At 64.3% G+C, this 21,758-nt stretch carries 28 protein-coding genes and 1 pseudogene; 4 read left to right on the top strand and 25 right to left on the bottom strand.

Annotation, left to right across the window (positions count from 1 at the left end; all coding sequences use genetic code 11):
* Both CH278_RS02285 and lepA read right to left on the bottom strand, forming a co-directional pair.
* On the bottom strand, positions 1–1,008 hold the full coding sequence (locus CH278_RS02285) for an NAD(P)H-dependent flavin oxidoreductase (protein ID WP_094621103.1): 1,008 nt from the start codon (positions 1,006–1,008) through the stop codon (positions 1–3).
* 136 nt (positions 1,009–1,144) lie between these two features.
* Positions 1,145–2,992 carry a translation elongation factor 4 gene (gene lepA, locus CH278_RS02280; protein WP_045194648.1) on the bottom strand — a complete coding sequence of 616 codons (1,848 nt, stop codon included), beginning with the start codon at positions 2,990–2,992 and terminating at the stop codon, positions 1,145–1,147.
* Between the two features lie 148 nt (positions 2,993–3,140).
* On the opposite strand from lepA, the gene CH278_RS02275 reads away from it, so the two are divergent.
* Positions 3,141–3,710, top strand: coding sequence for a type II toxin-antitoxin system PemK/MazF family toxin (locus CH278_RS02275; RefSeq protein WP_027497518.1), 570 nt, complete (start codon positions 3,141–3,143; stop codon positions 3,708–3,710).
* 48 nt (positions 3,711–3,758) lie between these two features.
* Here CH278_RS02275 and CH278_RS02270 read toward each other — a convergent pair whose 3' ends face one another.
* From CH278_RS02270 to CH278_RS02260, 3 genes are read right to left on the bottom strand one after another with little or no spacing between them, the layout of a single operon-like run.
* Positions 3,759–4,601: a transglutaminase family protein gene (locus CH278_RS02270; protein WP_196248540.1), complete on the bottom strand. Its 843-nt coding sequence runs from the start codon at positions 4,599–4,601 to the stop codon at positions 3,759–3,761.
* Positions 4,598–5,572 carry an alpha-E domain-containing protein gene (locus CH278_RS02265; RefSeq protein WP_032368183.1) on the bottom strand — a complete coding sequence of 325 codons (975 nt, stop codon included), beginning with the start codon at positions 5,570–5,572 and terminating at the stop codon, positions 4,598–4,600. The genes CH278_RS02270 and CH278_RS02265 overlap by 4 nt, the downstream gene beginning before the upstream one ends.
* Positions 5,573–7,129 carry a circularly permuted type 2 ATP-grasp protein gene (locus CH278_RS02260; RefSeq protein ID WP_205913094.1) on the bottom strand — a complete coding sequence of 519 codons (1,557 nt, stop codon included), beginning with the start codon at positions 7,127–7,129 and terminating at the stop codon, positions 5,573–5,575.
* Positions 7,130–7,484: 355 nt separating this feature from the next.
* Between CH278_RS02260 and rpsT the strand changes: the two genes are divergently transcribed.
* Positions 7,485–7,745, top strand: a complete 261-nt coding sequence (rpsT, locus tag CH278_RS02255; protein WP_027497522.1) for a 30S ribosomal protein S20 — start codon at positions 7,485–7,487, stop codon at positions 7,743–7,745.
* 75 nt (positions 7,746–7,820) lie between these two features.
* Here the strand turns inward: rpsT and holA are convergent, their stop codons facing one another.
* Positions 7,821–8,798 (bottom strand): DNA polymerase III subunit delta, encoded by a 978-nt coding sequence (gene holA, locus CH278_RS02250; protein ID WP_179273972.1) that lies wholly within the window; start codon positions 8,796–8,798, stop codon positions 7,821–7,823.
* Between the two features lie 50 nt (positions 8,799–8,848).
* A pseudogene (locus CH278_RS02245) lies at positions 8,849–9,640 on the bottom strand (ComEC/Rec2 family competence protein); the annotation flags it as partial.
* Positions 9,641–9,685: 45 nt separating this feature from the next.
* Here CH278_RS02245 and CH278_RS02240 point away from each other — a divergent pair.
* Positions 9,686–10,198: a hypothetical protein gene (locus tag CH278_RS02240; protein WP_094621101.1), complete on the top strand. Its 513-nt coding sequence runs from the start codon at positions 9,686–9,688 to the stop codon at positions 10,196–10,198.
* Here the strand turns inward: CH278_RS02240 and CH278_RS02235 are convergent.
* The 5 genes from CH278_RS02235 to CH278_RS27320 all read right to left on the bottom strand — a co-directional run bounded on the left by CH278_RS02235 (position 10,185) and on the right by CH278_RS27320 (position 12,213).
* Positions 10,185–10,409, bottom strand: coding sequence for an XRE family transcriptional regulator (locus tag CH278_RS02235; RefSeq protein ID WP_179274396.1), 225 nt, complete (start codon positions 10,407–10,409; stop codon positions 10,185–10,187). The genes CH278_RS02240 and CH278_RS02235 overlap by 14 nt on opposite strands.
* Before the next feature lie 115 nt (positions 10,410–10,524).
* Entirely contained in the window at positions 10,525–10,773 is a 249-nt protein-coding gene (locus CH278_RS02230) for a hypothetical protein (protein WP_094621100.1), read from the bottom strand.
* 192 nt (positions 10,774–10,965) lie between these two features.
* Positions 10,966–11,469 carry a hypothetical protein gene (locus CH278_RS02225; RefSeq protein ID WP_094621099.1) on the bottom strand — a complete coding sequence of 168 codons (504 nt, stop codon included), beginning with the start codon at positions 11,467–11,469 and terminating at the stop codon, positions 10,966–10,968.
* 387 nt (positions 11,470–11,856) lie between these two features.
* Positions 11,857–11,994 carry a hypothetical protein gene (locus CH278_RS27325; protein WP_179274395.1) on the bottom strand — a complete coding sequence of 46 codons (138 nt, stop codon included), beginning with the start codon at positions 11,992–11,994 and terminating at the stop codon, positions 11,857–11,859.
* Positions 11,995–12,042: 48 nt separating this feature from the next.
* Positions 12,043–12,213 (bottom strand): hypothetical protein, encoded by a 171-nt coding sequence (locus CH278_RS27320; protein ID WP_179274394.1) that lies wholly within the window; start codon positions 12,211–12,213, stop codon positions 12,043–12,045.
* A 48-nt stretch (positions 12,214–12,261) separates the two neighbouring features.
* Between CH278_RS27320 and CH278_RS02220 the strand changes: the two genes are divergently transcribed.
* Positions 12,262–13,122 carry an SGNH/GDSL hydrolase family protein gene (locus CH278_RS02220; protein ID WP_143536203.1) on the top strand — a complete coding sequence of 287 codons (861 nt, stop codon included), beginning with the start codon at positions 12,262–12,264 and terminating at the stop codon, positions 13,120–13,122.
* Here CH278_RS02220 and CH278_RS02215 read toward each other — a convergent pair.
* The 13 genes from CH278_RS02215 to CH278_RS02150 form a co-directional block, all read right to left on the bottom strand.
* Complete coding sequence (locus CH278_RS02215) at positions 13,119–14,453, bottom strand: SGNH/GDSL hydrolase family protein (RefSeq protein WP_094621097.1); 1,335 nt, start codon at positions 14,451–14,453, stop codon at positions 13,119–13,121. The genes CH278_RS02220 and CH278_RS02215 overlap by 4 nt on opposite strands.
* On the bottom strand, positions 14,453–14,809 hold the full coding sequence (locus CH278_RS02210; protein ID WP_094621096.1) for a hypothetical protein: 357 nt from the start codon (positions 14,807–14,809) through the stop codon (positions 14,453–14,455). The genes CH278_RS02215 and CH278_RS02210 overlap by 1 nt, the downstream gene beginning before the upstream one ends.
* A 9-nt stretch (positions 14,810–14,818) precedes the next feature.
* Positions 14,819–15,292, bottom strand: coding sequence for a hypothetical protein (locus CH278_RS02205; RefSeq protein WP_094621095.1), 474 nt, complete (start codon positions 15,290–15,292; stop codon positions 14,819–14,821).
* On the bottom strand, positions 15,289–15,597 hold the full coding sequence (locus CH278_RS02200) for a putative phage holin (RefSeq protein WP_094621094.1): 309 nt from the start codon (positions 15,595–15,597) through the stop codon (positions 15,289–15,291). Before CH278_RS02200 ends, CH278_RS02205 begins: the two co-directional genes overlap by 4 nt.
* Complete coding sequence (locus CH278_RS02195; RefSeq protein ID WP_094621093.1) at positions 15,594–15,800, bottom strand: DUF7620 family protein; 207 nt, start codon at positions 15,798–15,800, stop codon at positions 15,594–15,596. The genes CH278_RS02200 and CH278_RS02195 overlap by 4 nt, the downstream gene beginning before the upstream one ends.
* Positions 15,797–16,099 (bottom strand): hypothetical protein, encoded by a 303-nt coding sequence (locus tag CH278_RS02190; RefSeq protein ID WP_094621092.1) that lies wholly within the window; start codon positions 16,097–16,099, stop codon positions 15,797–15,799. Before CH278_RS02190 ends, CH278_RS02195 begins: the two co-directional genes overlap by 4 nt.
* Positions 16,099–16,380, bottom strand: coding sequence for a hypothetical protein (locus CH278_RS02185; protein WP_256991803.1), 282 nt, complete (start codon positions 16,378–16,380; stop codon positions 16,099–16,101). The genes CH278_RS02190 and CH278_RS02185 overlap by 1 nt, the downstream gene beginning before the upstream one ends.
* Positions 16,380–17,321: a glycoside hydrolase family 25 protein gene (locus CH278_RS02180; protein ID WP_094621091.1), complete on the bottom strand. Its 942-nt coding sequence runs from the start codon at positions 17,319–17,321 to the stop codon at positions 16,380–16,382. Before CH278_RS02180 ends, CH278_RS02185 begins: the two co-directional genes overlap by 1 nt.
* Positions 17,318–17,863 (bottom strand): M23 family metallopeptidase, encoded by a 546-nt coding sequence (locus CH278_RS02175; RefSeq protein WP_094621090.1) that lies wholly within the window; start codon positions 17,861–17,863, stop codon positions 17,318–17,320. Before CH278_RS02175 ends, CH278_RS02180 begins: the two co-directional genes overlap by 4 nt.
* Positions 17,860–18,195 carry a hypothetical protein gene (locus tag CH278_RS02170; RefSeq protein WP_094621089.1) on the bottom strand — a complete coding sequence of 112 codons (336 nt, stop codon included), beginning with the start codon at positions 18,193–18,195 and terminating at the stop codon, positions 17,860–17,862. The genes CH278_RS02175 and CH278_RS02170 overlap by 4 nt, the downstream gene beginning before the upstream one ends.
* A gap of 291 nt (positions 18,196–18,486) precedes the next feature.
* Positions 18,487–19,512 (bottom strand): glycine-rich domain-containing protein, encoded by a 1,026-nt coding sequence (locus CH278_RS28130; protein WP_094621087.1) that lies wholly within the window; start codon positions 19,510–19,512, stop codon positions 18,487–18,489.
* Between the two features lies 1 nt (position 19,513).
* Positions 19,514–20,065, bottom strand: a complete 552-nt coding sequence (locus tag CH278_RS02155; protein ID WP_094621086.1) for a phage gene 29 protein family protein — start codon at positions 20,063–20,065, stop codon at positions 19,514–19,516.
* A gap of 45 nt (positions 20,066–20,110) precedes the next feature.
* Positions 20,111–21,751 carry a Gp37-like protein gene (locus CH278_RS02150; protein ID WP_094621085.1) on the bottom strand — a complete coding sequence of 547 codons (1,641 nt, stop codon included), beginning with the start codon at positions 21,749–21,751 and terminating at the stop codon, positions 20,111–20,113.
* Positions 21,752–21,758: the final 7 nt, after the last annotated feature.

The raw sequence follows: 21,758 nt of genomic DNA, 5'->3' as shown, positions 1-21,758 counted from the left end.
TCAGCGGCCGAGTTGTCCCGCCCATTCGGCGACCAGCTCGGCCGCCGGTTTCGCCTGAGTGCGGCGATAGCCGGTCCCGGCCCACATCGACAGTCCCGACGGGTCACCCGCAGCTGCGGCCTTCGCGCGCATCGGCGCAGTCAGATAGTGCAGGTCGGGATACGCCAGCGGGGCGGCGTCGGAGTTCTCGCGCATGAACTCGTTCACCAAGCCCCGCGCAGGACGGCCCGAAAACGCCTTCGTCACTGCGGTACCCGACGCACTGGCCAGCTGCTCGCGGTGCACGGGCTTCGTTCCTGCCTCGGGAGTGTTCAGAAACGCGGTACCCAGCTGGGCTGCATGCGCAGCACCCGAATCCAGCAGCGGCGCAATGTCGTTGCCGTCCATGAGCCCGCCGGCCGCGATTCGGGGCAGATCCGATATCTCGCGCACTGCGACCAGCAACTCCGTCAACGGCTCTTCCGGAGCCGACCCGTCGAACGTGCCTCGGTGTCCGCCCGCCTCGGGACCCTGCACCACCAGCGCGTCCACACCGTTCGCGGTGGCGATGGACGCGTCGGAGGCGGTTGACACCGTTGCCCACACTTCGGTTCCCACCGAATGCAGCTGGGCAACCTCGTCGGCATCGAAGGTGGCGAAAGTACTCGACACCACCGGCACCGGATGGGCAAGCAGCCAGGCGAATTTCTCCGGGTAGTAATCATCGCGGCGTTTGAGCACGCCGGGTTCGGCGTCGAATCGCTCGAACCACGATGCCAGATGCTGGGCGTAGGAGTCGACATCCGCGCCCGACGGCTCCTCGGGTAGGAAAAGATTGACCCCGAACACCAGACCCCGCATCGAATCCACCTGCGCGGCAAAGGCATCCGGCGTCAACAACGCGCCGGCAATCATTCCGAGTCCGCCGGCCTCGGACACAGCCCGGGCGAGCTCGGGAGTACTCGGACCGCCCGCCATGGGCGCACCGACAACGGGAACACGCAATTTCTTCAGGATCGGTGTCGTCACAGATTCGAAATGTACTCGCCCGACATTCGCGAGAGGGTTGGGCGGGGGCCGCGCGCCCCTGTTGCCGACTGCGCGCCCCTGTTCTGAAGCGAGCGGGGGCGCGCAGTCGGCAAAAAGGGTGTGAGGTTACGTCCGGCTACTTCTTCGGCTTGTCCGACGAGGACTCCGAGGACAGTGCCGCCACGAAGGCTTCCTGCGGAACTTCGACCCGTCCGATGGTCTTCATTCGCTTCTTGCCTTCCTTCTGCTTCTCGAGCAGCTTGCGCTTACGGCTGATGTCGCCGCCGTAGCACTTGGCAAGCACGTCCTTACGGATGGCGCGGATGTTCTCGCGGGCGATGATGCGAGATCCGATAGCAGCCTGAATCGGCACCTCGAACTGCTGCCGCGGAATCAGTTCCTTCAGCTTGGTCGTCATCTTGTTGCCGTAGGCCGCAGCGGCGTCCTTGTGGACGATCGCGCTGAAGGCGTCGACAGCCTCGCCCTGCAGCAGGATGTCCACCTTCACCAGCGCACCGCTCTGCTCGCCGATCTCCTCGTAGTCGAGGCTGGCGTATCCCCGAGTACGTGACTTCAGGATGTCGAAGAAGTCGAAGATGATCTCGGCCATTGGAATCGTGTAGCGCAGTTCGACACGAGTCTCCGACAGGTAGTCCATACCGCCGAGCTCGCCTCGTCGACCCTGACACAGCTCCATGATCGAGCCGATGAACTCGCTCGGCGAAATGATGGTGCACTTGACCATGGGCTCGAACACTTCCCGAGCCTTGCCCTCGGGCCAGTACGACGGGTTGGTGACGATGTGCTCGGCACCGTCTTCCATCTCGACGCGGTAGACTACGTTCGGCGAGGTCGAGATCAAGTCGAGGTTGAATTCGCGCTCGAGCCGCTCGCGGGTGATTTCCATGTGCAGCAACCCCAGGAAGCCGCAGCGGAAGCCGAATCCGAGAGCCACGGAGGTCTCCGGCTCGTAGGTCAGGGCCGCGTCGTTGAGCTGAAGCTTTTCGAGGGCGTCGCGCAGATCCGGGTAGTCGGAGCCGTCGAGTGGGTAAAGGCCCGAGTAGACCATCGGCCGTGGCTCGCGGTAACCGGTCAGCGGCTCGGTAGCACCCTTGCGGAACGTGGTGACGGTATCGCCGACCTTGGACTGACGGACGTCCTTGACGCCGGTGATCAGGTACCCCACCTCGCCGACACCCAGGCCCTTCGTGGCCTTCGGATCCGGCGACACGATGCCGACTTCGAGCAACTCGTGCGTCGAGCCGGTCGACATCATCGTGACCTTCTCACGAGGGTTGAGTGCGCCGTCGACCACTCGGACGTAGGTGACGACACCTCGGTAGGTGTCGTAGACCGAGTCGAAGATCATCGCGCGGGCAGGCCCGTCCGGGTTGCCGACCGGAGCCGGCACCAGCTTGACGACCTCGTTGAGCAGTTCCTCGACGCCCACTCCGGTCTTGCCGGACACCCGCAGCACGTCGTCGGCCTCGCATCCGATGATGTGCGCGATTTCGGCGGCGTAGCGATCCGGGTCGGCAGCAGGCAGGTCGATCTTGTTGAGCACAGGGATGATGGTGAGCTCTTTGTCGAGAGCCAGGTAGAGGTTCGCCAGTGTCTGCGCCTCGATGCCCTGAGCAGCGTCGACGAGCAAGACAGCACCTTCACACGCTTCGAGCGCGCGGGACACCTCGTACGTGAAGTCGACGTGGCCGGGGGTGTCGATGAGGTGCAGAACGAATTCTTCGCCGTCGACGACCCAGGGCAGACGCACGTTCTGCGCCTTGATGGTGATGCCGCGTTCGCGCTCGATGTCCATCCGGTCCAGATACTGCGCACGCATCGACCGGTCGTCGACGACGCCGGTGAGCTGCAACATCCGGTCTGCCAGCGTCGACTTTCCGTGGTCGATGTGGGCGATGATGCAGAAGTTCCTGATCCTGGACGGATCGGTGAACGTCGTGTCGGCGAAGCTGGGCACTCGTATCCTTCGGCTGGCGTGTTCGAAATGAGCGAACGGGTTTCCCTATCGTCCCACGAGCGGAACGGTGCGCCGTCCCCGGCTGTCCGTCGTGGCTGGTCGCCCGGTGAGTCAGGGCGGTTTGTAGCGCTGCCGCCGTGGCTACACTCGCCGCATGGCTGGCAACTGGAGCAGATTCGGCAAGGAACTGGGCAAGATCGCACTGCGCGAGGGCCCGAGGCTACTGCGTCAACTACAGAACTCCGGTGCGCTGCAGAAAGGCAAGGACGCGATCTCCGGAAGCGCGTCGCGCACGCCGGCTCCGGCACCTCGCCCCGGCCGTCCGGTGGCATCGCAGACCAGGCCGACCGCCCAACGGGCGCGGACCATCGAGTACTCCCCCGATCTGGACGGCAAGGCCGATCCGGGTGAGATCGTCTGGACCTGGGTTACCTACGAGGAAGACGCCACTCAGGGCAAGGACCGCCCGGTGCTGGTCATCGGTCGTGAGGGCAACGATCTGCTCGGCCTGATGCTGTCGAGCCAGAGCAGCCGCGACGGCGACCGCGACTGGCAGTCGATCGGATCCGGTGCGTGGGACGCCGAGGGGCGCCCGAGCTGGATTCGTCTGGACCGAGTTCTCGACGTGCCCGAGGACGGTATTCGTCGCGAAGGCGCAATCCTCGGTAGAGCTCAGTTCGAGTCCGTGGCAGATCGGTTGCGTCGGGACTACGGCTGGAACTGACCTCGTGCGCGTTTTGCGTATCCCTGGGTACGCAAAACGCGCACGACGCTAGGCCAGTCGCGTGATCTCCACGACCACGTCGAGAGCCGTCGAACCGCCGCCGGAGAAGATGCCCTTGAGCGGCGGGACGTCGGCGTAATCACGGCCGAGTCCTACCGACACGTGCTGCTCGTTGACGGCGATGGCGTTGGTCGGGTCGTAGCCCCACCACGCACCGGTCCAGGCCTCGATCCAGGCGTGAGACTGGCCCTCGACCGTCGCACCGATCGCGGCCTGCTTCTTCGGATGCAGGTAGCCCGAGACGTACCGACTGGGGATGCCGACGCTGCGCAGCATCAGCAGCGTCAGGTGGGCGTAGTCCTGACACACACCCTTCTTCTCCGACCAGGCCTCCACCGCCGAGGTGTGCACACCGGTGGTACCGGGAACGTACGACATCTCCTGGTTGACCCAGTTGGAGATCTCGACGACCGATTCCTGCGGCGGCAGACCCTTCGACAGCTTTTTCGCGACCGACGCGAGTTGCCTGTTCTTCGGCACGTACTCGGTGTTGTCGAGCACCTCGTTGAAGCGGTCGGTGATCGGGTCGCTGGCCAGCTCCTCCCATGAGGCGTTCTCGTCGGGGTAGACGAAGGGGTCGGTCTCGACCACCGACGAACCGGTCACCTCGAGCTCGGTGTGCGGCGCGTGCAGGTCGAATGCCGTCACCGCCGTTCCCCAGTAGTCGGTGTACCGGTAGGAGCGGGTCACCGGGTTGGTCTCGACTCGGTTCAGAATGACGTTCTGCCGGTTGTCACTTCGCGGCGTCAGTCGAGCCTCGTTGTACGACGACGTCACCGGTGCGTCGTACTGATAGCCCGTGGTGTGCACGACACGCATACGCCAGCTCACAGTTCACCTTCCAATTGATCTTCGTATGTGCCGGACCCGGCATCGGTCCACGCCACCCACGGCGCGGCATGGAAGTACTGCTTCGAGATCGCCTCGCCGAGTTCGCGGCAGGTTTCCTGCAATGCCAGCAGCCGATCCTGCAGGTCCTCGAGAATTGCACCGGGACGCAGGAATTCGAGCTCACTTCGAGCGCGACCGAGTAGGCGCTGCGCCTCGGCGCGGGCACCGACGCGACTGTTCGGCTGATGATCGAGCTGGTCGAGAGACCGTTCCGCCTCGGTCAGTGCGTAGAACACCGAACGCGGAAAGAGTCTGTCCAACAACATGAATTCCAGTACTCGCTGGGCATCGAGCGCGCCGCGGTAGGTGCGCAGGTAGGTGTCGTGGGCACCGGCCGAGCGAAGCACAGTGACCCAAGCCGGCGACGACGGCCGGTCACCGGCTCGCGAGAGCAACAACCGAACGATCATGTCGATGCGCTCGACCGAGCGACCGAGCAGGAGAAAGCGGTAGCCGTCGTCGTGGCTGAGGGTGGAGTCCGCGAGACCGGCGAACATCGCGGCGCGCTCCTCGATGTAGCTGAAGAACTCGGCCGGGCCGGTGCGCTTGGACGCCCTGATGCGCTCGTTCAATCCGTTGTACGTGGTGTTCAAGCACTCCCACATCTCACTGGACGTGACTTCACGCGCACCTCGGGCGTTCTCGCGCGCACTCGACAGTGAGTCCACGATCGAACCCAATCCGTCGCGGCTGAAGGCGACGACCTCGGTAAGCGACCACACGTCGAGCGAGACGTCCGGCTCGTGCTGGAAACCGAGCACTCGCAACAACACTCGCGAAGTGTGGTCGGGATCGACTGTGGCGTCTTCGAGAAGTTGGTGGACGGTGACATCGAGAATGCGGGCCGTGTCGTCCGCTCTCTCCACATACCGCCCGATCCAGTAGAGCGACTCTGCGTTGCGCGCGAGCATTTACTGTCCACCGCCGTTCGAGTCCGAGTTCGTTGCCTGCTGCTGTTGCTGCTGCTGCTGCTGCTGATTCATTTGTTGGTCCATCGTCAGCTCCGGGCCTTGTTCGGCCATCGGTGACTCCGGCGGAACGCTGACGATCTCGTCGCCGGCAAGTTCCTGCTCCTCCTGAGAGGTCCGAGTGGCGAGCACCCAGGTGTCCTTGCTGCCACCGCCCTGGCTGGAGTTCACCACCAGGGACCCCTCCGGCAACGCCACCCGGGTCAGACCGCCGGGCAACACCCAGACGTCGTCGCCGTCGTTGACCGCGAACGGCCGCAGGTCGACGTGGCGGGGTACCAAGCGATCGCCGATCTTCGTCGGCACCGTCGAGAGCTGTACGACGGGCTGGGCGATCCAGCCGCGCGGATCCGCGCGGACCTTCTTGCTGATGGTGGCGAGTTCCTTCGGCGAGGCGTCGGGTCCGAAGACGATGCCGTAGCCGCCAGAACCTTCCACCGGCTTGATCACCAGTTCGTCGATGCGGTCGAGGACTTCCTCGCACTCGTCGTCGAGCCAGCACCGGAACGTGTCGACGTTGGCCAGCAGCGGCTTCTCGCCCATGTAGTAGTCGATGATGGTGGGAACGTAGGTGTAGACGAGCTTGTCGTCGCCGACGCCGTTTCCGACGGCACTCGAGATGACGACGTTGCCTGCGCGGGCGGCGTTGACCAGACCTGCCACTCCCAGCACCGAGTCGGGACGGAACTGCATGGGGTCGAGATAGTCGTCGTCGATGCGTCGGTAGATGACGTCGACCTGACGCTCACCCTCGGTGGTGCGCATGTAGACGATGTTGTCTCGGCAGAACAGGTCTCGACCTTCGACGAGCTCGACGCCCATCAGCCGAGCGAGCAGCGAGTGCTCGAAGTACGCCGAGTTCGCCACGCCCGGAGTGAGAACCACCACGGTCGGGTCGGCCTCGTTGAGGGCGGCCGATGCGCGCAGTGCCCGCAGCAGATGCGAGGCGTAGTCGCCGACGGCACGCACGCGGTGACTGGCGAACAGGTCCGGGAACACCCGGGCCATGGTCCGGCGGTTCTCCATGACGTAGGAGACGCCCGAGGGTGAGCGCAGGTTGTCTTCGAGGACACGGAACGTGCCCTGCGCGTCGCGCACGAGGTCGATTCCGGCAACGTGGATACGTACGCCGTTGGGCGGGGTGATGCCGACGGCCTCACGGTGGAAGTGCTCGCACGACGTGATCAGGCGTTTCGGAACGACGCCGTCCCGCAGGATTTCCTGGTCTCCGTAGATGTCGGCGAGAAACATCTCGAGAGCCTTGACGCGCTGCTTGATGCCGCGTTCGAGACGCGACCACTCCCCTGCTGCGATGACGCGGGGCACCTGATCGAGCGGGAACGGGCGTTCTTGGCCGGACAGCGAGAACGTGATGCCCTGGTCGACGAACGCGCGTCCGAGCGCATCCGATCTGGCGTCCAGGTCCACGGCGTTCGCCGGGGCGAGCGCCGTGTGGATTCCTTTGTACGGCGTTCGAGTACGACCGTCCGAGTCGAACATCTCGTCGAAGGCGAGGCTGTACTTTCCGACGTCGGAGTACCCCCCGAACACCCCGTCTGCATCGGGTTCGACACGATCCGCTGACTTCGTTCTGGTCGCTTTGGCCTTGGAGGCGGCATGCGTTGCCGATCGCGGACTCATCCTGGCAATGTTGCTACAGAGACAGGAGTTAGGCGCGGTAGAAGCGTTAAATTCTTGAAACGGCTGTGGAGGGCGACTCCGAATTGGGTTCTGCCGTCCTGTGCTGGTATTCTCGATCTTCGGCGCAGGGCTCAACGCTCAGCAGCAGACTTCGGGCATTCCAGCATGGATCGCCCTGACCGGAATACCGACGAAGACGACAAGGATTTTACGCGTGGCCAATATCAAGTCCCAGAAGAAGCGGATTCTCACCAACGAGCGTGCACGCCTGCGCAACCAGTCGGTGAAGTCCTCCCTTCGCACCGTCATCCGCTCGTTCCGCGAGGCACAGGCTGCGGGCGACAAGGACAAGGCTTCCGAGATTCTCCTCGATGCCGGCCGCAAGCTCGACAAGGCTGCCAGCAAGGGCGTCATCCACAAGAACCAGGCCGCCAACAAGAAGTCGGCACTGGCTCTCGCAGTCAACAAGCTCTGATCTCGTACTGAGCTCGACCGAGCCCGCTGCATCCGATGAGGACGCAGCGGGCTTTGTCGTGCGCCGGGCACCCCGCTAGCGGTCACCCAACGAGGCGACCTCGGCGACAGCTCGCTCCACCGCGTAGTCCGCGTCCGCTGCTTGGCCTTTGACGTCGGCGTTCAGCTGCGCCACCACGCGCAGGGCCTGCGCTATCGAGCGGCCGTTCCAGCCGCGCGCTTGGCCCTGCGCCTTCTTGATTTTCCAGGGCGGCATTCCCAGTTCGCCTGCCATCCGGAACGGGTCACCGCGACCGGCCGAGCCGACGAGCGCGATGGTGCGCACGGCATCGGCGAGCGCATCCGCGAGAAGAACGTGGGCCACTCCCCGGTGCATCGCCCACCGCAAGGCTTCGAGAGCGCCGGCTCGATCACCGATGACGGCCTTGTCCGCGACGTCGAATCCCGATACCTCCGCCTTGCCCGAGTAGTACCGACGCACGGCGGCCAGATCGACTTTGCCTCCGGTGTCGGAGACCAACTGTGAACACGCCGAGGCCAATTCGCGGAGTTCGTTACCGACGGACTCGACGACAGCCTCGATCACCTCGCCGCTGACGCGGACGTCCGCCGCGCGAAACTCGCCCCGGACAAAATCGATCCGCTCGGCCGGTTTGGTGAGCTTGACGCATTCGTGGACCTGAGCCCCGCATTTCTGGAGGGCACCGACCATCGCTTTGGCGCGGCCGCCGCCGGAATGCATGACCACCACGACGGCACCCTCGGGTGGATCGGTAGCCGCGTCGAGCACCAGAGCGACTGCATCCTTACCGGCCTCGGCCGCCGCCTCGAGTACGACGACACGGTCTTCGGCGAACAGAGACGGACTCAGCAGTTCGGCGAGCTCGGGAGCACTTGCGTCACCGGTCCGCAGCCGGGTCACCGGGAGGTCCTCCCCCGGGATCGCCGCATTCGCACGCACCTGCGTCACGATCGCGGCCACCGCACGATCCATCAGTAGTTCCTCGTCGCCGAGTACCAGATGCAGAGGAGCCACACTCGAAGTCACGACCATGATCGTGCCATGCGCCGCCGACACCACGGACATCCGCTTCGGACCGTCACTCACCACACGACATGGGCCGTCCACAGCGCCAGAAGTGCAATCGCGAACGTGGCCGACACCCAGCGGAACAACGCCCATCGCAGCGCGCCCAGGAGCACGACAGTGCCGACGATCGCCGCCGCGATTCCACGGACACCCTCCGGAACGACGACCGATGCTGCCGGCACCGACGCGGCACGCTCGGCCACCGTGATCAACCACCACAACGGTGCCGACGCCAGCTGCGCCGTCACGTCGGCCAACGAGGTGCTGACCACAGCCAACACCGCAGTCACGATGCCCACCACGGTGATGGGAGCGACCACCGGCGAGACCAGTACGTTCGCAACCACACCCACCACGCTGAACGTTCCCGCCATTGCCGCGACGACGGGTGCCGTCACCACGTGGGCCGCCGCGGCGACCGCCACCACCTCCGCAGCTGCCCGGGGCCATCCTCGGGCCCGCAGCCAGTCCACCCAGATCGGTGCCACCAGCACCAGCCCCGCGGTGGCGAACACAGACAACACGAATCCGACGTCCACGGCGAGCCGCGGCCACCACCCGAGTAGTGCCAACACCGCGCCGCACAAGGCCGGGACCGCTTGCTTCCGTCTGCCGGTCACCAAGGCCAGCAAACCGATCGACCCCATCACCGCGGCGCGCAACACGCTGGGGGACGGTCGGGCCACGACGACGAAGGCGATCAGAACGACGAAGGCAATCGTGACGGTGGCGCGAGGCCCTATCCCTATGCCGCGCAACACCAACAGCACGGCACCGATCAGGATCGAGAAGTTCGCACCGGAAACCGTTGGAAACACAGACGTATCAATCCGGCCTGGTACACATCACCCATGAAACGGACACTGCTCGCCCTGGCCGCAGGCTCACTACTCCTGACTGGATGCTCGAGCGACGCCGGAAACGAACCGGCCCCCACAACCGAGACCACGGTACGGGCCGAGCCTCAGACCGCAGCCTGCCCGACGCCCGTGCCCATCGACGACCCGACCGTCGCCGCCGCGGTGGCAGCGGTTCCATTGCCTGCCGGCGCAAGCCTCGTCGGTGGACGCATCAGTACGGACAGCGACGAGCCCGGTATGTTCGCGACGGCGATCACCCTGTGCGATCCGAGCATCACCACCGCCGACGGTCTGCGGCCGCTCGCCACCGAATATGCGAAGGCGCTCAAGGCTTCCCCCTCGGCCGAGCAGATCTTCGCGGTGTACGTCGAGACCTATCAGACCGACGGCAGTGACGTCGTGAACGAGGTCAAACTCAAGGACGGCGACTTCCAGCTACACCTCTGGAACGGCAAGCCCTCCGCGTCGGCCGAGCTGGCGACGTGGGAAGTCATTGCGGGGTAGTTTCCCGTGCCATCCGCGATGCCTCTCGTTGCTTGCGCTCGAACTCGCGGATGGCCTGCCACTCGTCGATCGTCTGCGGGAGCCATCCCTGATTGCGGCCGACCATCGCGTCCGGCTCGGGGAGCATGCGCTTCTTGTCGTACCCCTTGATCGTGTCGAGGGTGAGGCCGAGACGGTCGGCGATTTCGCCGCGTGACAAATAAATGATCATTTTCGCCCAATCAATTTCAGAAGACAAAGCCTGGTTACCTATAGACGATACCACCCTTAAGGGTCTACGTCAACACTTAAGGGGGTACGGGTTCGGGGGGCCGAAGCCCTCCCCCTCAGGCCGCTGCCAGCCAGGGGCAGAGGACGTAGGTGGTGAAGTTGGAGGTCTCGTCCAGCCACTCGGTGACGGTCTCGATGTCGATGTACTCCGGCTCCCAGCCCTCCTCGGCGGCTTCCCGGTCCTGCTCCTTGTTGTAGCGGGTGACGTTCTTGAGGGTGGCTTTGATGTCGAAGTCGCGGGGGCTGTGGCCGGCTGCGGTGATGATGTCGGTGAGTGCCTGGGCGGTGATCTCCGTCTTTGTCATGTTTATAGTCTAACCCCTTAAGGGTGTATTCGCAACCCCTAATTGGGAATTCTTTTTCTGCAATTTCATATTGCACTGTACCCCCTTATAGGGTATCGTCTATAGGTAACCGGGCTTCATCTTTTTCATTCGAACGCAGAAAAGCGCCCCCACCTCGCGATGAGGTGGGGGCGCTTCGTTCGTGCAGGCGCGTCAGAGCGTCTTGGTGCCGTCGTCGTTGGCTGTGGTCGGGTAGACCGATGCCGGGTCGGTGGCTGGCACCTCGGCCGTCTCTGCGGCTACCTCGGCGGTCTCGCCGGGCGCGGCAGCGTCGGTGCCCTCCCCCGCAGTCGAGTCCGAGACTGCGGGGGAGGGATCGACGAACTCGATCGGTGCCGGGTTCTCGGCCTCCGGGTCGACGAGCTTGGCGAAGGCGTCGGCGATCACCTTCGCCTCGTTCTTCACGCGCAGCACGCCGGTCAGGTCGATGGCCGTGTGGCCGGCCGCGAGCTGCTCTTCGAGCTTGACGATCTCGGCCTCCAGGGCGTCCGTGTTGTCGGCCTGCGCCTTCACTCCGGCCGCGACGAGATCGAGGGTGAGGTCGAGCTCTTCCACCGCTGCGTCGAGATCCTTCTGACTTGCCATGATTGCCTCCTGATTGGTGATGATCTCGGCAACCCAGGGCGGGGTACCGAGTAGACGCCATAGCCATTGCATGGCGGTTCCTCCTCTGGTCGAGGATTTGTGGGCCCGATCCGGGCATGAAAAAACACCCGCACTGTTCGTACGGGTGTTCGATAACTGTTAGATTGTGGGCAGCGGGACGCGGTCAGGAAGGGAAGCCTGGATCGTGTCCCGCGACTACTTTCGGGAGGCGTCGTGGAGCTGTACCGGCGCGGTGATCGGTGGTCAGAACCGGCGCCGAAATTTTGCCCTCGGGGGCACCGGCTCGGACCGGGCCGCGTGCTCGTCGGATCGCAGGTCTGCTCGTGCGAGATCCACCACCACCGGACTCACGCCTGCCGGGAGTGTGACGCGGTGACCTACACGCCGCCGATGACCGCCGAGTGCACCGACTCCAGCTTCGACGGGCGCGCTCGGTAGCTACTCGACGACGGCTTCCTTATGGATGATGAGGTCGTCGGAGCCGTCGTACCGGTATGCCCGGCGTCCATCCGGGAGCAGCACCCATCCGGCCTGTCCTTCGTCAGCGGGTGGGGTGAAAGCGCTCTCGTCGGTCATGCCGTCGAGTATCCCAGGGCGCACTTCTCGCGTTATGCACCCGCCTCGCTAAGCCTTCTGGGCGTCGCGGTATTCGACGAGATCCCACTTCTGTCGCTCGATGCGGACACCGAGCCCTTGTCGTTCGATCCACTTGGAGTGCTCGATTGCCTCTTCGTCCGAATTGAAGTCTTTCGTGGTCACTGCGCCGTCGCGGTTGGTGAATCGATAGGTAGTCATCAGGGCACCGTAGCGCGCCAGACCGAGCGGTACGGCACAATGCTGCGCATGGCTCGGAACCGGCGCGCACTCAGCAGCAAGACCCAGAAGCTCATCGGCGGAGGGCTCGCTGCGGTGACGGTCGTCGCGGTCACGGCGGGCCTGCTGTACGACAACGTCCGCACGTCCGGTGTGGATGTCAGCTCCTCCGCTGTCGCCTATACGCCGGCACCACCAGTCGACAAGACCATCCCGGTCGTGCCCATCGCGGATGTGATGCCACGCCTCGACGACCCTGCTCGCGCATTCAACGTCGTCGTTCTCGGAGACTCGACCGGAGCCGCACGCCGAGGTTGGGTGATCCAACTGGCCGAAGCGATGGGCGAGCGCACTGGACGCGAGACCAAAGTCCATCAGTGGAGCGTCGAGCAGGAACCAGACGTCTACCTCGACCCTTACGGGATCAAGCAAGGCCCCGGTTCGCCGATCACCATCTGGAACGGATCGGCATCGGGCGAGAACCCGTCCTACACGATGACCATGTGGAAAGAGCTTGCACCGATCCCGGACGAGACGGTCGATCTGGTGATCATCAATCACGGCCACAACGTCGGAGAAGGCAGCCTCGCAACGGCCGGCGCGCTCATGGCCAAGCGCGCAGCTAAGCAGTTCCCAAACGCCGCTGTCGCGACGATCCTGCAGAACCCGGAGCGACCCGGCTCGGTCCACGCCGAGGCGCAGGACGGAAACGTAGAGCAACTCCGCGAGCGCATCGGACTGATCGGACTGCCAGTGATCGACGTCCACACCCCGTACACCCAGATGCCCGGTTGGGAGTCAGCGTTCGACACCCCAACCGGGAACCTGCACCCCGACCAGGCCGGGTATGACCTGTGGACCAACGTCGTCCGTCAGACGCTCGGAATCTAAGCCGGGATTACACCCGCCCAGACGTCAGCACCAGGGCCGTTCGCGGCTTTGTACATTCCCGACCTGCCAATGCGGAACGTGCCGGATCCGCGCACCTCGAACTGGAACGCCATGCGCAGCGTCGCGGTCGACGGCACCACGACGAGCGGCGTCTGGAACACGCCCTGACGTGGGAAATACTGTGCCTCGGGAAACACGATCCCCGCCGTCTGTTCCATGTCGATGCCCTGCGCGCCGACGCCGAAGTCCGGCTTCATTGCGATGAGGTTGAGGCGCACTCGGCTGGTGGTATTGGCGGGGATGTCCGTGTCGGTCTGGAACTCAGCGAGCGCGTAGAGCTGGTCGGCAGTGTTGTACACCGTCCCGAAGCCGGTGATGTTCTGCCCGATCTTCAGCTCACCAGAGACGAGCGTGATCTCCTGCCAGAAGCCGGGGATACCGTCCGTTCGCGCCACCTTGCGGCAGGTGAACACCGTCGTCGACAGTGGGTCGACACGCCACGAGTCGGAGAGCTGCCCCGACCCGCCTGCGCCGATGGTGCCCGCGGTGCCGAATTGCAGAGGGTTGACGATCAAGTTCGACGCGTCGCCGTTGTTCTGCGGGCACACGTCGATCGCGGGAGTCATCAATGCGACGCGCTCGGCGGCAATCTGGCCCATCGCGGCCGCGCCCTGCGGATTAGGATGCAGGCCCGAGGTGTCCGAGACGTTGGTGTGTCCGAGTTTCCAATCCATCGACGAGCCCACCGACAGCTTGGAGTTCCAGTCGATCAGGACCAGGCCCTTGCGCTCGCGGGCGGTGCGCCGCAGGTAGTTGTTGATCTCGTTCGCGCGGTCTTTCACCACGGTCGTAGCACCGGTTTTCGGGGTGACCGTGAGCTGCACGATGCGGATACCGGCTGCGTCAGCGGCGTTCCACATCGACACCAGATTCGCGACCGTCTCGGCCTGCGTGAGGGAGGTGTCGTTCGTCGGCCCGCCGAGGAACACCCAGCCGGGAGCGAGCGCGACAACGTCGGCCTGAAACCGTGCTGCCTGCTGCGTGGTGGTCTCGCCGGGGATTCCCGAGTTGCGGAGCAGCTTGAATCGGTGCCCGAGTCGGCAGTTGAGGTGCGTCCACCAGCCGTTCGAGTTCGCTGTGCGGATGGTTCCCGAGTTGTACTCGGAGTGCGCCTGGTTGACGATCGAGTCGCCCATGATGACCGCGGTCATCTTCATCGTCGGATCGCCACCACCACCGGCCGCGACGATGCCCTGCACCGATAGTGGGGCGTACGCGGCCGCGACGTCGGTGAGCGTCTGGCGGGGATTCTTCCTGGTCGCGCGGGCCATCAGGAGAACACCACACCGGACAGAACGAGCGTGATGGACGCCGCAGTACCTGCAATGGCCGAGACGAAGTCGCCGGGGCCGAGGAAGTGGCCGGCCAACTCGGAGACCGTGATCGAGTCACCGGCCACGAGCGAATAGGTGAGGACACGATTCGCGGCACCCGCAGCCCCACCCGACTTCACGAGCGAGAGCGATACCAGCACCGTCGCCGCCGAGGTGTTCGTCAGGGTCGCTGCGGCGAGCTTGGTGGACGACGCAGTGGGGCACGTGTACTGCGTGACCTCGGCTGCGGTGAGTTGCTGTGAGACCAGGACGGACGGCAGAGCGCTCGTCGCGGCCATGATGTTCTGGGGCATGGTGCGCTCCTAGTTTCCGAGTCCGGCGATGGTCAATGCGAGGGATTTTCCGAAGGCGGTCTGCGCCTCCGCAGCGGGTGAACCGGCACCAGAAACGGGTGCATAACTCTGGTCAGCTTCCTCCTTGGTCAGCCCTCCCCCGCCACCGCTCGGCGGGTTGAGCATCAGGTACGCCTCGACGGCCGCGCCCACGACGACGTCGGGAGTGCCGGCCGGAATCCCGAGCGCCGCCGCGATCAGAGTCGAGAGCGTCGGGGTGCCCGACGCCGGGACCGTGAACGCGAACTCGCGGCCACTCAGCATCACCGACGCAGGCCCCGGCTGGAGATCGACCGTGATGACGCCGTTCACCGGGTTCACGACCTGGACGTCCTCGGTGACGAGGTTCGTCCCGGCCGTGCGGACCGCTGGCGACGTGAAATGCACTGGCGTGACGCGGGATACGCCCGCGATGTTGGTGAGCTTCTGAGTGACGACGGTCATCGAGATCTCCGATCTTCTCGCTGCTCGCGCAGAAGGGATTTCATCATCCAGAGGTAGGCGACGATGCCGGACCCGTAGACGATCAGACGAATGGTGTCGCGGTTCCAGTAGTCCGATTTGTAGATGACGCTGAGCGAGATCTGAATCAGGACGATCGACAGCACGATGGACTTCGCGAGGTAGACCCGGCCGACCCGGTTGTGCTTCCAGCCGTCCGAGGAGCGGATCGCGTATAGCAGAGTGAAGGCCACGACGACGATCGCGAGGGCGAAGAGCGCCCAGTTGCCCACATCACGCAGGGTCATTTGCCACCCCGCATGGACTGCTGCAGCATCTCGGTCCATCCATTGCGGCGCAACTCCTTCCAAAGCACTTCGGTCACTTCGACGGCCTCCTCACGGGTCTTCTCGGACTGCATCCGGCGCTCGACCGACTGGGCATGGTCCATCGCTGCACCGAGCGCCTGAGCTTCGGCTTCTTCGATCCGCTTCGACCAGGGCAGTCTCATGACGGATGCCCCGCATTTCCTGTTGCTTCACGAATTGCCTGGATGACATGGGCTGAAAGCTGCCCGGCGACCTTCTGCTCGGACACGGTCTCGACGAGGGTCGCGATCGTCTTCGCGTCTTCGGACTCGCGGCCCTGCGAGTGATCGGCCGCGTCCTGCAGGGCCTTCATCAGGCGGCGATGAGCGGGGCCGAGGACGAGCCACTCGCGGATCAGTGCGAGCCCGATCAGCAGAACGAAGATGATGACGACCCCGACCACGCCCACGCCTTCCCAGGCCGAAGGCGTGAGCAGGTTCATCACCCGATCCTGGGTTCAGCCGCCAACCAGGCGAGCACACCGGAGCGCTGCAGCAGGTCGTTCACGCCGGGGATAGCCAGCACTCGGGTGACGACGCCCGTGACTGCGAGCGCTCCGGCCGAGACGCCTGCAGCGCCAGGGACTCCGGCATCGTCCGCTGCCGCCACGATCGCGGGCAGGAGCGGGCCGACGCCGACAAGGAAGGCGAACAGGGTCCGAATCGTCGCTCGCCAGGGGTATTTCGACTGCGATGCATCCTCGGGAAGTGCGTGCCGTCCCATCACTTGCCACCCTTCAGGAGTGCGAGGATCTCGTTGTTCTGATCCATGACACGGGCGATGCCGTCGACCAGCGTGCGGGCCTTCACGTCACCGTCGCCGAGCTGCTCCCACCCCTCGAAGTTGGGCCCACCCGCGAGCTGGGTGAGGATCACGGCGACCGCCTCGGTGAGGAATCGGTTTCGTGCCGGGTCGGTCTCGACGGCGTGGCCGAGGATGTCGAACCCCTTGCCGTCGGGGCCGAAGAACTGTCCTGCCACTGCGGTTGCTTCGCTCATCTCGTTCTCCTTCTCGGGGGTGGCCGCACCGAACAGGGCGGCGAGTTGGGTGTCATCACCGCGGAATGCGTTGACGTCGATCGATTGGCCGGCAACGCGGCCCTTCTCGGAAAACTGGAGGAAGGCGACGTCCTTATTGCCGAACGGAAGCCATCCCTGCTGACCGTCAGGTCCGCGCCAGTCGTCGCCCGGGTACAGCTTCGAGGCGTAGTCGGAGCCCGCGACGTAGTGCGAGTTCCACAACGGGGCCGGAAGCCAGGACAGGTCGAACGACTTCATTCGACTCGACCAGTACCAGCGCGGGATGTAGACCGGCAGCAGACGAGCGCCGCGATCGAGGAACGCCTGCACCCGTTTGGCGAGATCCTGCGCGGACCCAGCTCGGTCCATGTCCTCGTAGTCGATCTGAACGAGTGAGGTGCCGCCGTGTGCGAAATAGGCATCAGCTTCTCGCTGCGGATCGGCGTCGACCTTGCAGAACACGTACCCGGCATTACGGCCCGGGAAGTGTTCGGCCATCTGCTCTTTCGCGCGGGGCCAGTACGGGTCTCGGTATCCGGTCCCCTCGGTCACCTTGTGGGTGGCAAAGGAGAAGCCCTCGCGCTTGGCTGCTGCGAAGTCGAAGTTGCCTTGGTGATTGCTGACGTCGATTCCGTACAGCGTCATCGTCTTTCTCCGATCAGTTGGGTGAGGATTGCCGACCACCACACGTCATCGTTCTCGTCGACGGCCGGGATTGCCGGAGGTGGTGGCGCGGGCTGACCCGGCCACGCAGCGCCCGCGAACCACGGTGTGGGATCGAGGCGGTCCGGCCCGGGCTGTGACCACACGGATCGGTGCACCTCGAAGTGCAGGTGCGGTGCGATCGGCTTCTGTCGGGTGCCGCCATTAGTCGTCGAATCGGGGTTGATGTACCCGATTCGTTGGCCGGCTTCGACACGCTGCCCGACGCGGACCTCGGGGATGATGTGGCCGTAGACAGTCAGGCCCGATCCGTCGGCGGTCGGGTGGTCGATGTTGATCCACTGCCCGAATCCCGACGCCGGTCCGGCCTTGGTGACGGTGCCGCCCTGAGCGGCGTAGATCGGCCGGCCACCCGAACCGCCCTGTCGGCCATAGTCGTTGCCCCAGTGCGTTCCACCCCGCCACTGCTGATAGCCGAACGTGTCGGTGACGAAGAACCCGAACTCGACGGGTAGGTACCTCATGCGTCCTCCTGTGCTGGTCGGTTCAGGCGTGCCGCAACTCGGCCGGAAAGTGTTGCCGCGCGGGCCATGAGCGTCCCCGGCTCGGGATTGAGCAGGAACGTCAGATTGAGGAATGCCACCGCGCCATCGAGGCCGTGCTCGCGGACGTAGTTCTCGGCGTGATCGACACGAACCAAGTACATCGGCCAGTGCGTATGGGCTTGCAGCCGGTCCAACTCGTCGGGGGTGGGGACGACGATCTCGGTGGTGCGGTCCTCGTTCATGATCCACACCGCGTCTGGGTGACTGTCGTCGGCGAGCAGCTCGAGGAATTGCTCGCGGGTGACCTTCACGACCCTTCCATCAGCTCGTAGCCGATGTCCGACAGGGCTTCGGCGTGAGTCCTGTCTGCCGCACGGTGGAGAATCCACATGATCGGTTGGCTCGGGTTCTGCCGGATTGCGCCAGTCTCGTCTGCGGCCAGAACGATTGCCTCGTCTGGACAATTAGGGAGGGTAGCGACGGTAACCGCAACGTGGGTGACGCCGTTCAGGGGCGGGGATAGCTCGTAAAGATGACTCGTGGGCTGCAAGGTCGAAACGTTCTCGATCGTCATTGTTGCCGTGGGCATTTCGCTCCCTTCACTATTTGTACGAGGTGATCCAGCAGGCACCCGGTGCACCATTGCCACCATTGCCCGCGAATCCGAAGATGTTGTAGGAGCCGCCGCCGCCACCAGGTGCGCCCGGATTGCCGCCGTTGCCGCCACGGCCGCCGTTGCCAGTGCCCGCGTTGCGTGCGCCACCACCACCACCCGTGCCCGGGTAAGGCTTCGTTGGGGGTGAGGGCGAGTTTCCGTTACCACCAGCAGCACCGCTAGTACCTGCTCCTGCGGCACCGCCATTGGCGAACGCGTGACCTGTACCCGCAGTAGGTTCGTACGGGACAGTGAATCCACCGGCCGATACGACGTAGCCGCCGTTACCTCCGCGGATATTGAGTGTTTTCGACCCAAAACCGTGTGCGGTCGAGAGAGCGCCGCCCGCAGCGAGGAACGCTCCGAACGTGCTGTTGCCTCCACCTGTGCCCATCGTGTTGTCAGCGGTGGCACCGACGCCGCCGTTGCCGAGCGCGACGGCAACCGTGGCGGGTAGATCGCCGTCGAAGAACTCAGCGTCGTTCCACCCACCGGAGTAGCCACCAAGGCCGCCGCCGTTCGCGCCGAACTGGGTTCCGTTCGATCGACCACCGCCACCGCCACCGCCGATGATCTCGACGACGTGACGGGAGAACCCGGTTGGTTTGGTCCAGGTCCCATCCATGCCGAAGTAGGCACGCTGTGCGGACGCGCCGCCGCCCGCATCGACTTGGTCGATCCGGTTATCCAGCCGCGGCACTTCGACATCCGCTACTTGGTTGACTCGATTCTTGACCCCGAGCATCCCGCCAATGAAGTCCGCTGCCGCGCCTACTATTCCGAAGATTCCTTGCGTCAGAAACCCAAGGAATCCCCCACTCCCCCAGAGGTTGTTCTGACCCTTCCCGTACGCGGTCACCGCGGGATTCTTGAGACGGTTCCGAATCCCCGCCTCGGACTCCAGACTGCCGAACTTGTTGCCATCACCGACGACATACGCCTCGTCGGGTGGCGGCTGATTGGGATACGACATCTCACACCCCTCGGTGCTTGTTCAAGATTTGCTGTCGCGGCTTCCCCGAGGCCATCTCGGCGGCGATGACGCGGCGCTTCTCAGCAGCCGAGCACGCCATCAGATACCCGTTGACGGTGCTCGGAGTGTGTTTGCGCGGATCGAACAGCTCTCCGTTGATCTCGGAGGCAGTATCGACCGGTTCCGGCTCCTGGCCGGGCACCACTCCGAGGTAGCGGAGTTGCTCGGCATGGATCTTGTTCTCATCGACAGTGAATTTCGACAGATCGGCCACCTCGAACTTGTCGCGCTCGGGTTCGTCGCGGCCGATCCAGTCCGACGTGCCGTTGAGGTAGTGATCGGGGCCCCGATACGGCGTGACGAGCTTGATGACGCGCAGCTCATCGTGGTACCGCAGGCCTCCGTCGTACCAACGCTGCGACCATTGCTTGCGCATGTCCGGTGGCGGGGTGAAATTCTGCACCGCAGTGAACGGCAGCTCGACCATGAGCGGTTGAAACATCTGCTCGGGATCGTTCATGTCGACGTTGTCGAACGTGGGCAGTCTGGCCATGTGAATATTCCTCTCCGAGAACGCGCTTCGATGGAGCAGAGGTGGTTACAGAACGCCGAGCTGCTGGAGCATCGCGAAGAACTCCTGTAGATCCTGGAATGCACGCAACATCGGGTCTTCGTGCTGGCGTTCGCCGATCTGGATCGTCCAGGTGCAGGCGTCGTCGCGTGACCATGCGAGCGTCAGCTCGGCAACGCGCTCGACGAAGATGCGTCCGGCCGGCATCCCGAGGATCGTGAAGCCGACACGGTCGCCGAGGAAGAAATCACCGAAGCCCTGGGCACCCACACGCCACGGCGAGTTGTCCTCGACGGTGAGCGTGCAGCGATTGACCTCGCGCGACTCGTACATCGACGCGCGCTGCGCGAGGACGTAGCCGATCGTGTACGCCCGGTCTGCGCCTTCGGCCCATTTCTCCTTCTTGTGCGACCAACCCGAACGTTGTGCTCTCGCGACGCTCTTCCAGACGCCGAACGCGAGGAACGTGTCGGTGTACAGAGGGGCCAGCAGCGCATCCGCGACGCCGCCGAGTGGAGGAACGCCGGGGATCATGGCGGTCAGATCGCCGGTCATGGTCACGAGGGCTTTCAGAGCCTCGTTGGTGCCCGGCATGGAGTGGCCACCGGCCACCGACTGCACGGCACCAGCTGGCTTGTGCGAGAACGACGACGACGAGATACCCGTCCGCTCACCCTCGGGGAAGATGACGCCCGGCATCTCGGGCTTCGTGCCGCGGTATCCGGGCTGGTAGTACTCCCCCGGGATGTTCGGATCGTCGATCTGCTCGATGGTTTCGGTCAGACCGTCGCCGCCGATGTTGACGAGTTCGTTGATGATCCCGCCGAAGATGTTGCCGCGAAATGCCGTACCGGTGGTGAAGCCCGACTTGTCGACGAGATCCCAGACCAGGCACCCGTTGCGTAGGTTCGCGCCTGGCCACGGCGGCTCATCGCCCTCGAAGTAGCGTCGCCACTCCCACGAGAGCTGCCCGTCGGTGACGGCCTTGCGGGTCGCCTCGTGCATGTTCTTGAATCGAGACAGGATGACGCCGCCGACGCTGTTGTCTGGGCCCATCATCGGCTTCACGGCCATCGACCAGGTGCTCTGATCGAGGTTGAACCATTTCGACAGATCGAGTGGGTTGTCCGGGAGCATCCATAGCGACGCCTCGAGACGGAGAATGTTGCAGAAAAGCGTTGTCAGGCAAGAGAACTTGGCCGATCCGAACATGAGCCACTGATGCGGGAACTGCACCTCGGCCGGCAGGAACGGATTCGCCCACGCGAGGATGTTCTTCAGTTCCTCGTAATCGGACTTGAAGATGACCCGGACGTATTTCTCGCCGTTGTCGTCCTTGTTGACCTGAAGTTCTTCCATGCGGCCGGTCCAGCGCGCGCCGTCCTTCTCGACCCGGACGTGCACGTTGGTCGTCGGCCGCGCATCGATGTCGACCAGCCACTCGGACAGGTAGTAATCGATCGGCATATCCATCTTGCCGATGCCGGTCTCGTTGTCGACCCACTGAAACGAGGCGTTGTACTCCTGCTTGCAGACTCCTCGGAAATTCCAGTCGCCGTCGTAGAGCTCGACGAGCGGAGGATGCAATCGACGACGTTGTTCCGTCTCGATGCCCGCGGTCATCTCCTCGAACATCTTGTCGAAATCGAGGGTCTGCACTGTCGCCATACCGACC

Origin of the sequence: Rhodococcus sp. 05-2254-5 (genome assembly GCF_002258575.1) — a bacterium.
Lineage (GTDB): Bacteria > Actinomycetota > Actinomycetes > Mycobacteriales > Mycobacteriaceae > Rhodococcoides > Rhodococcoides fascians.
The sequence above is the reverse complement of the archived record's forward strand: the minus strand, read 5'-3'. Positions and strand labels throughout refer to the sequence as shown.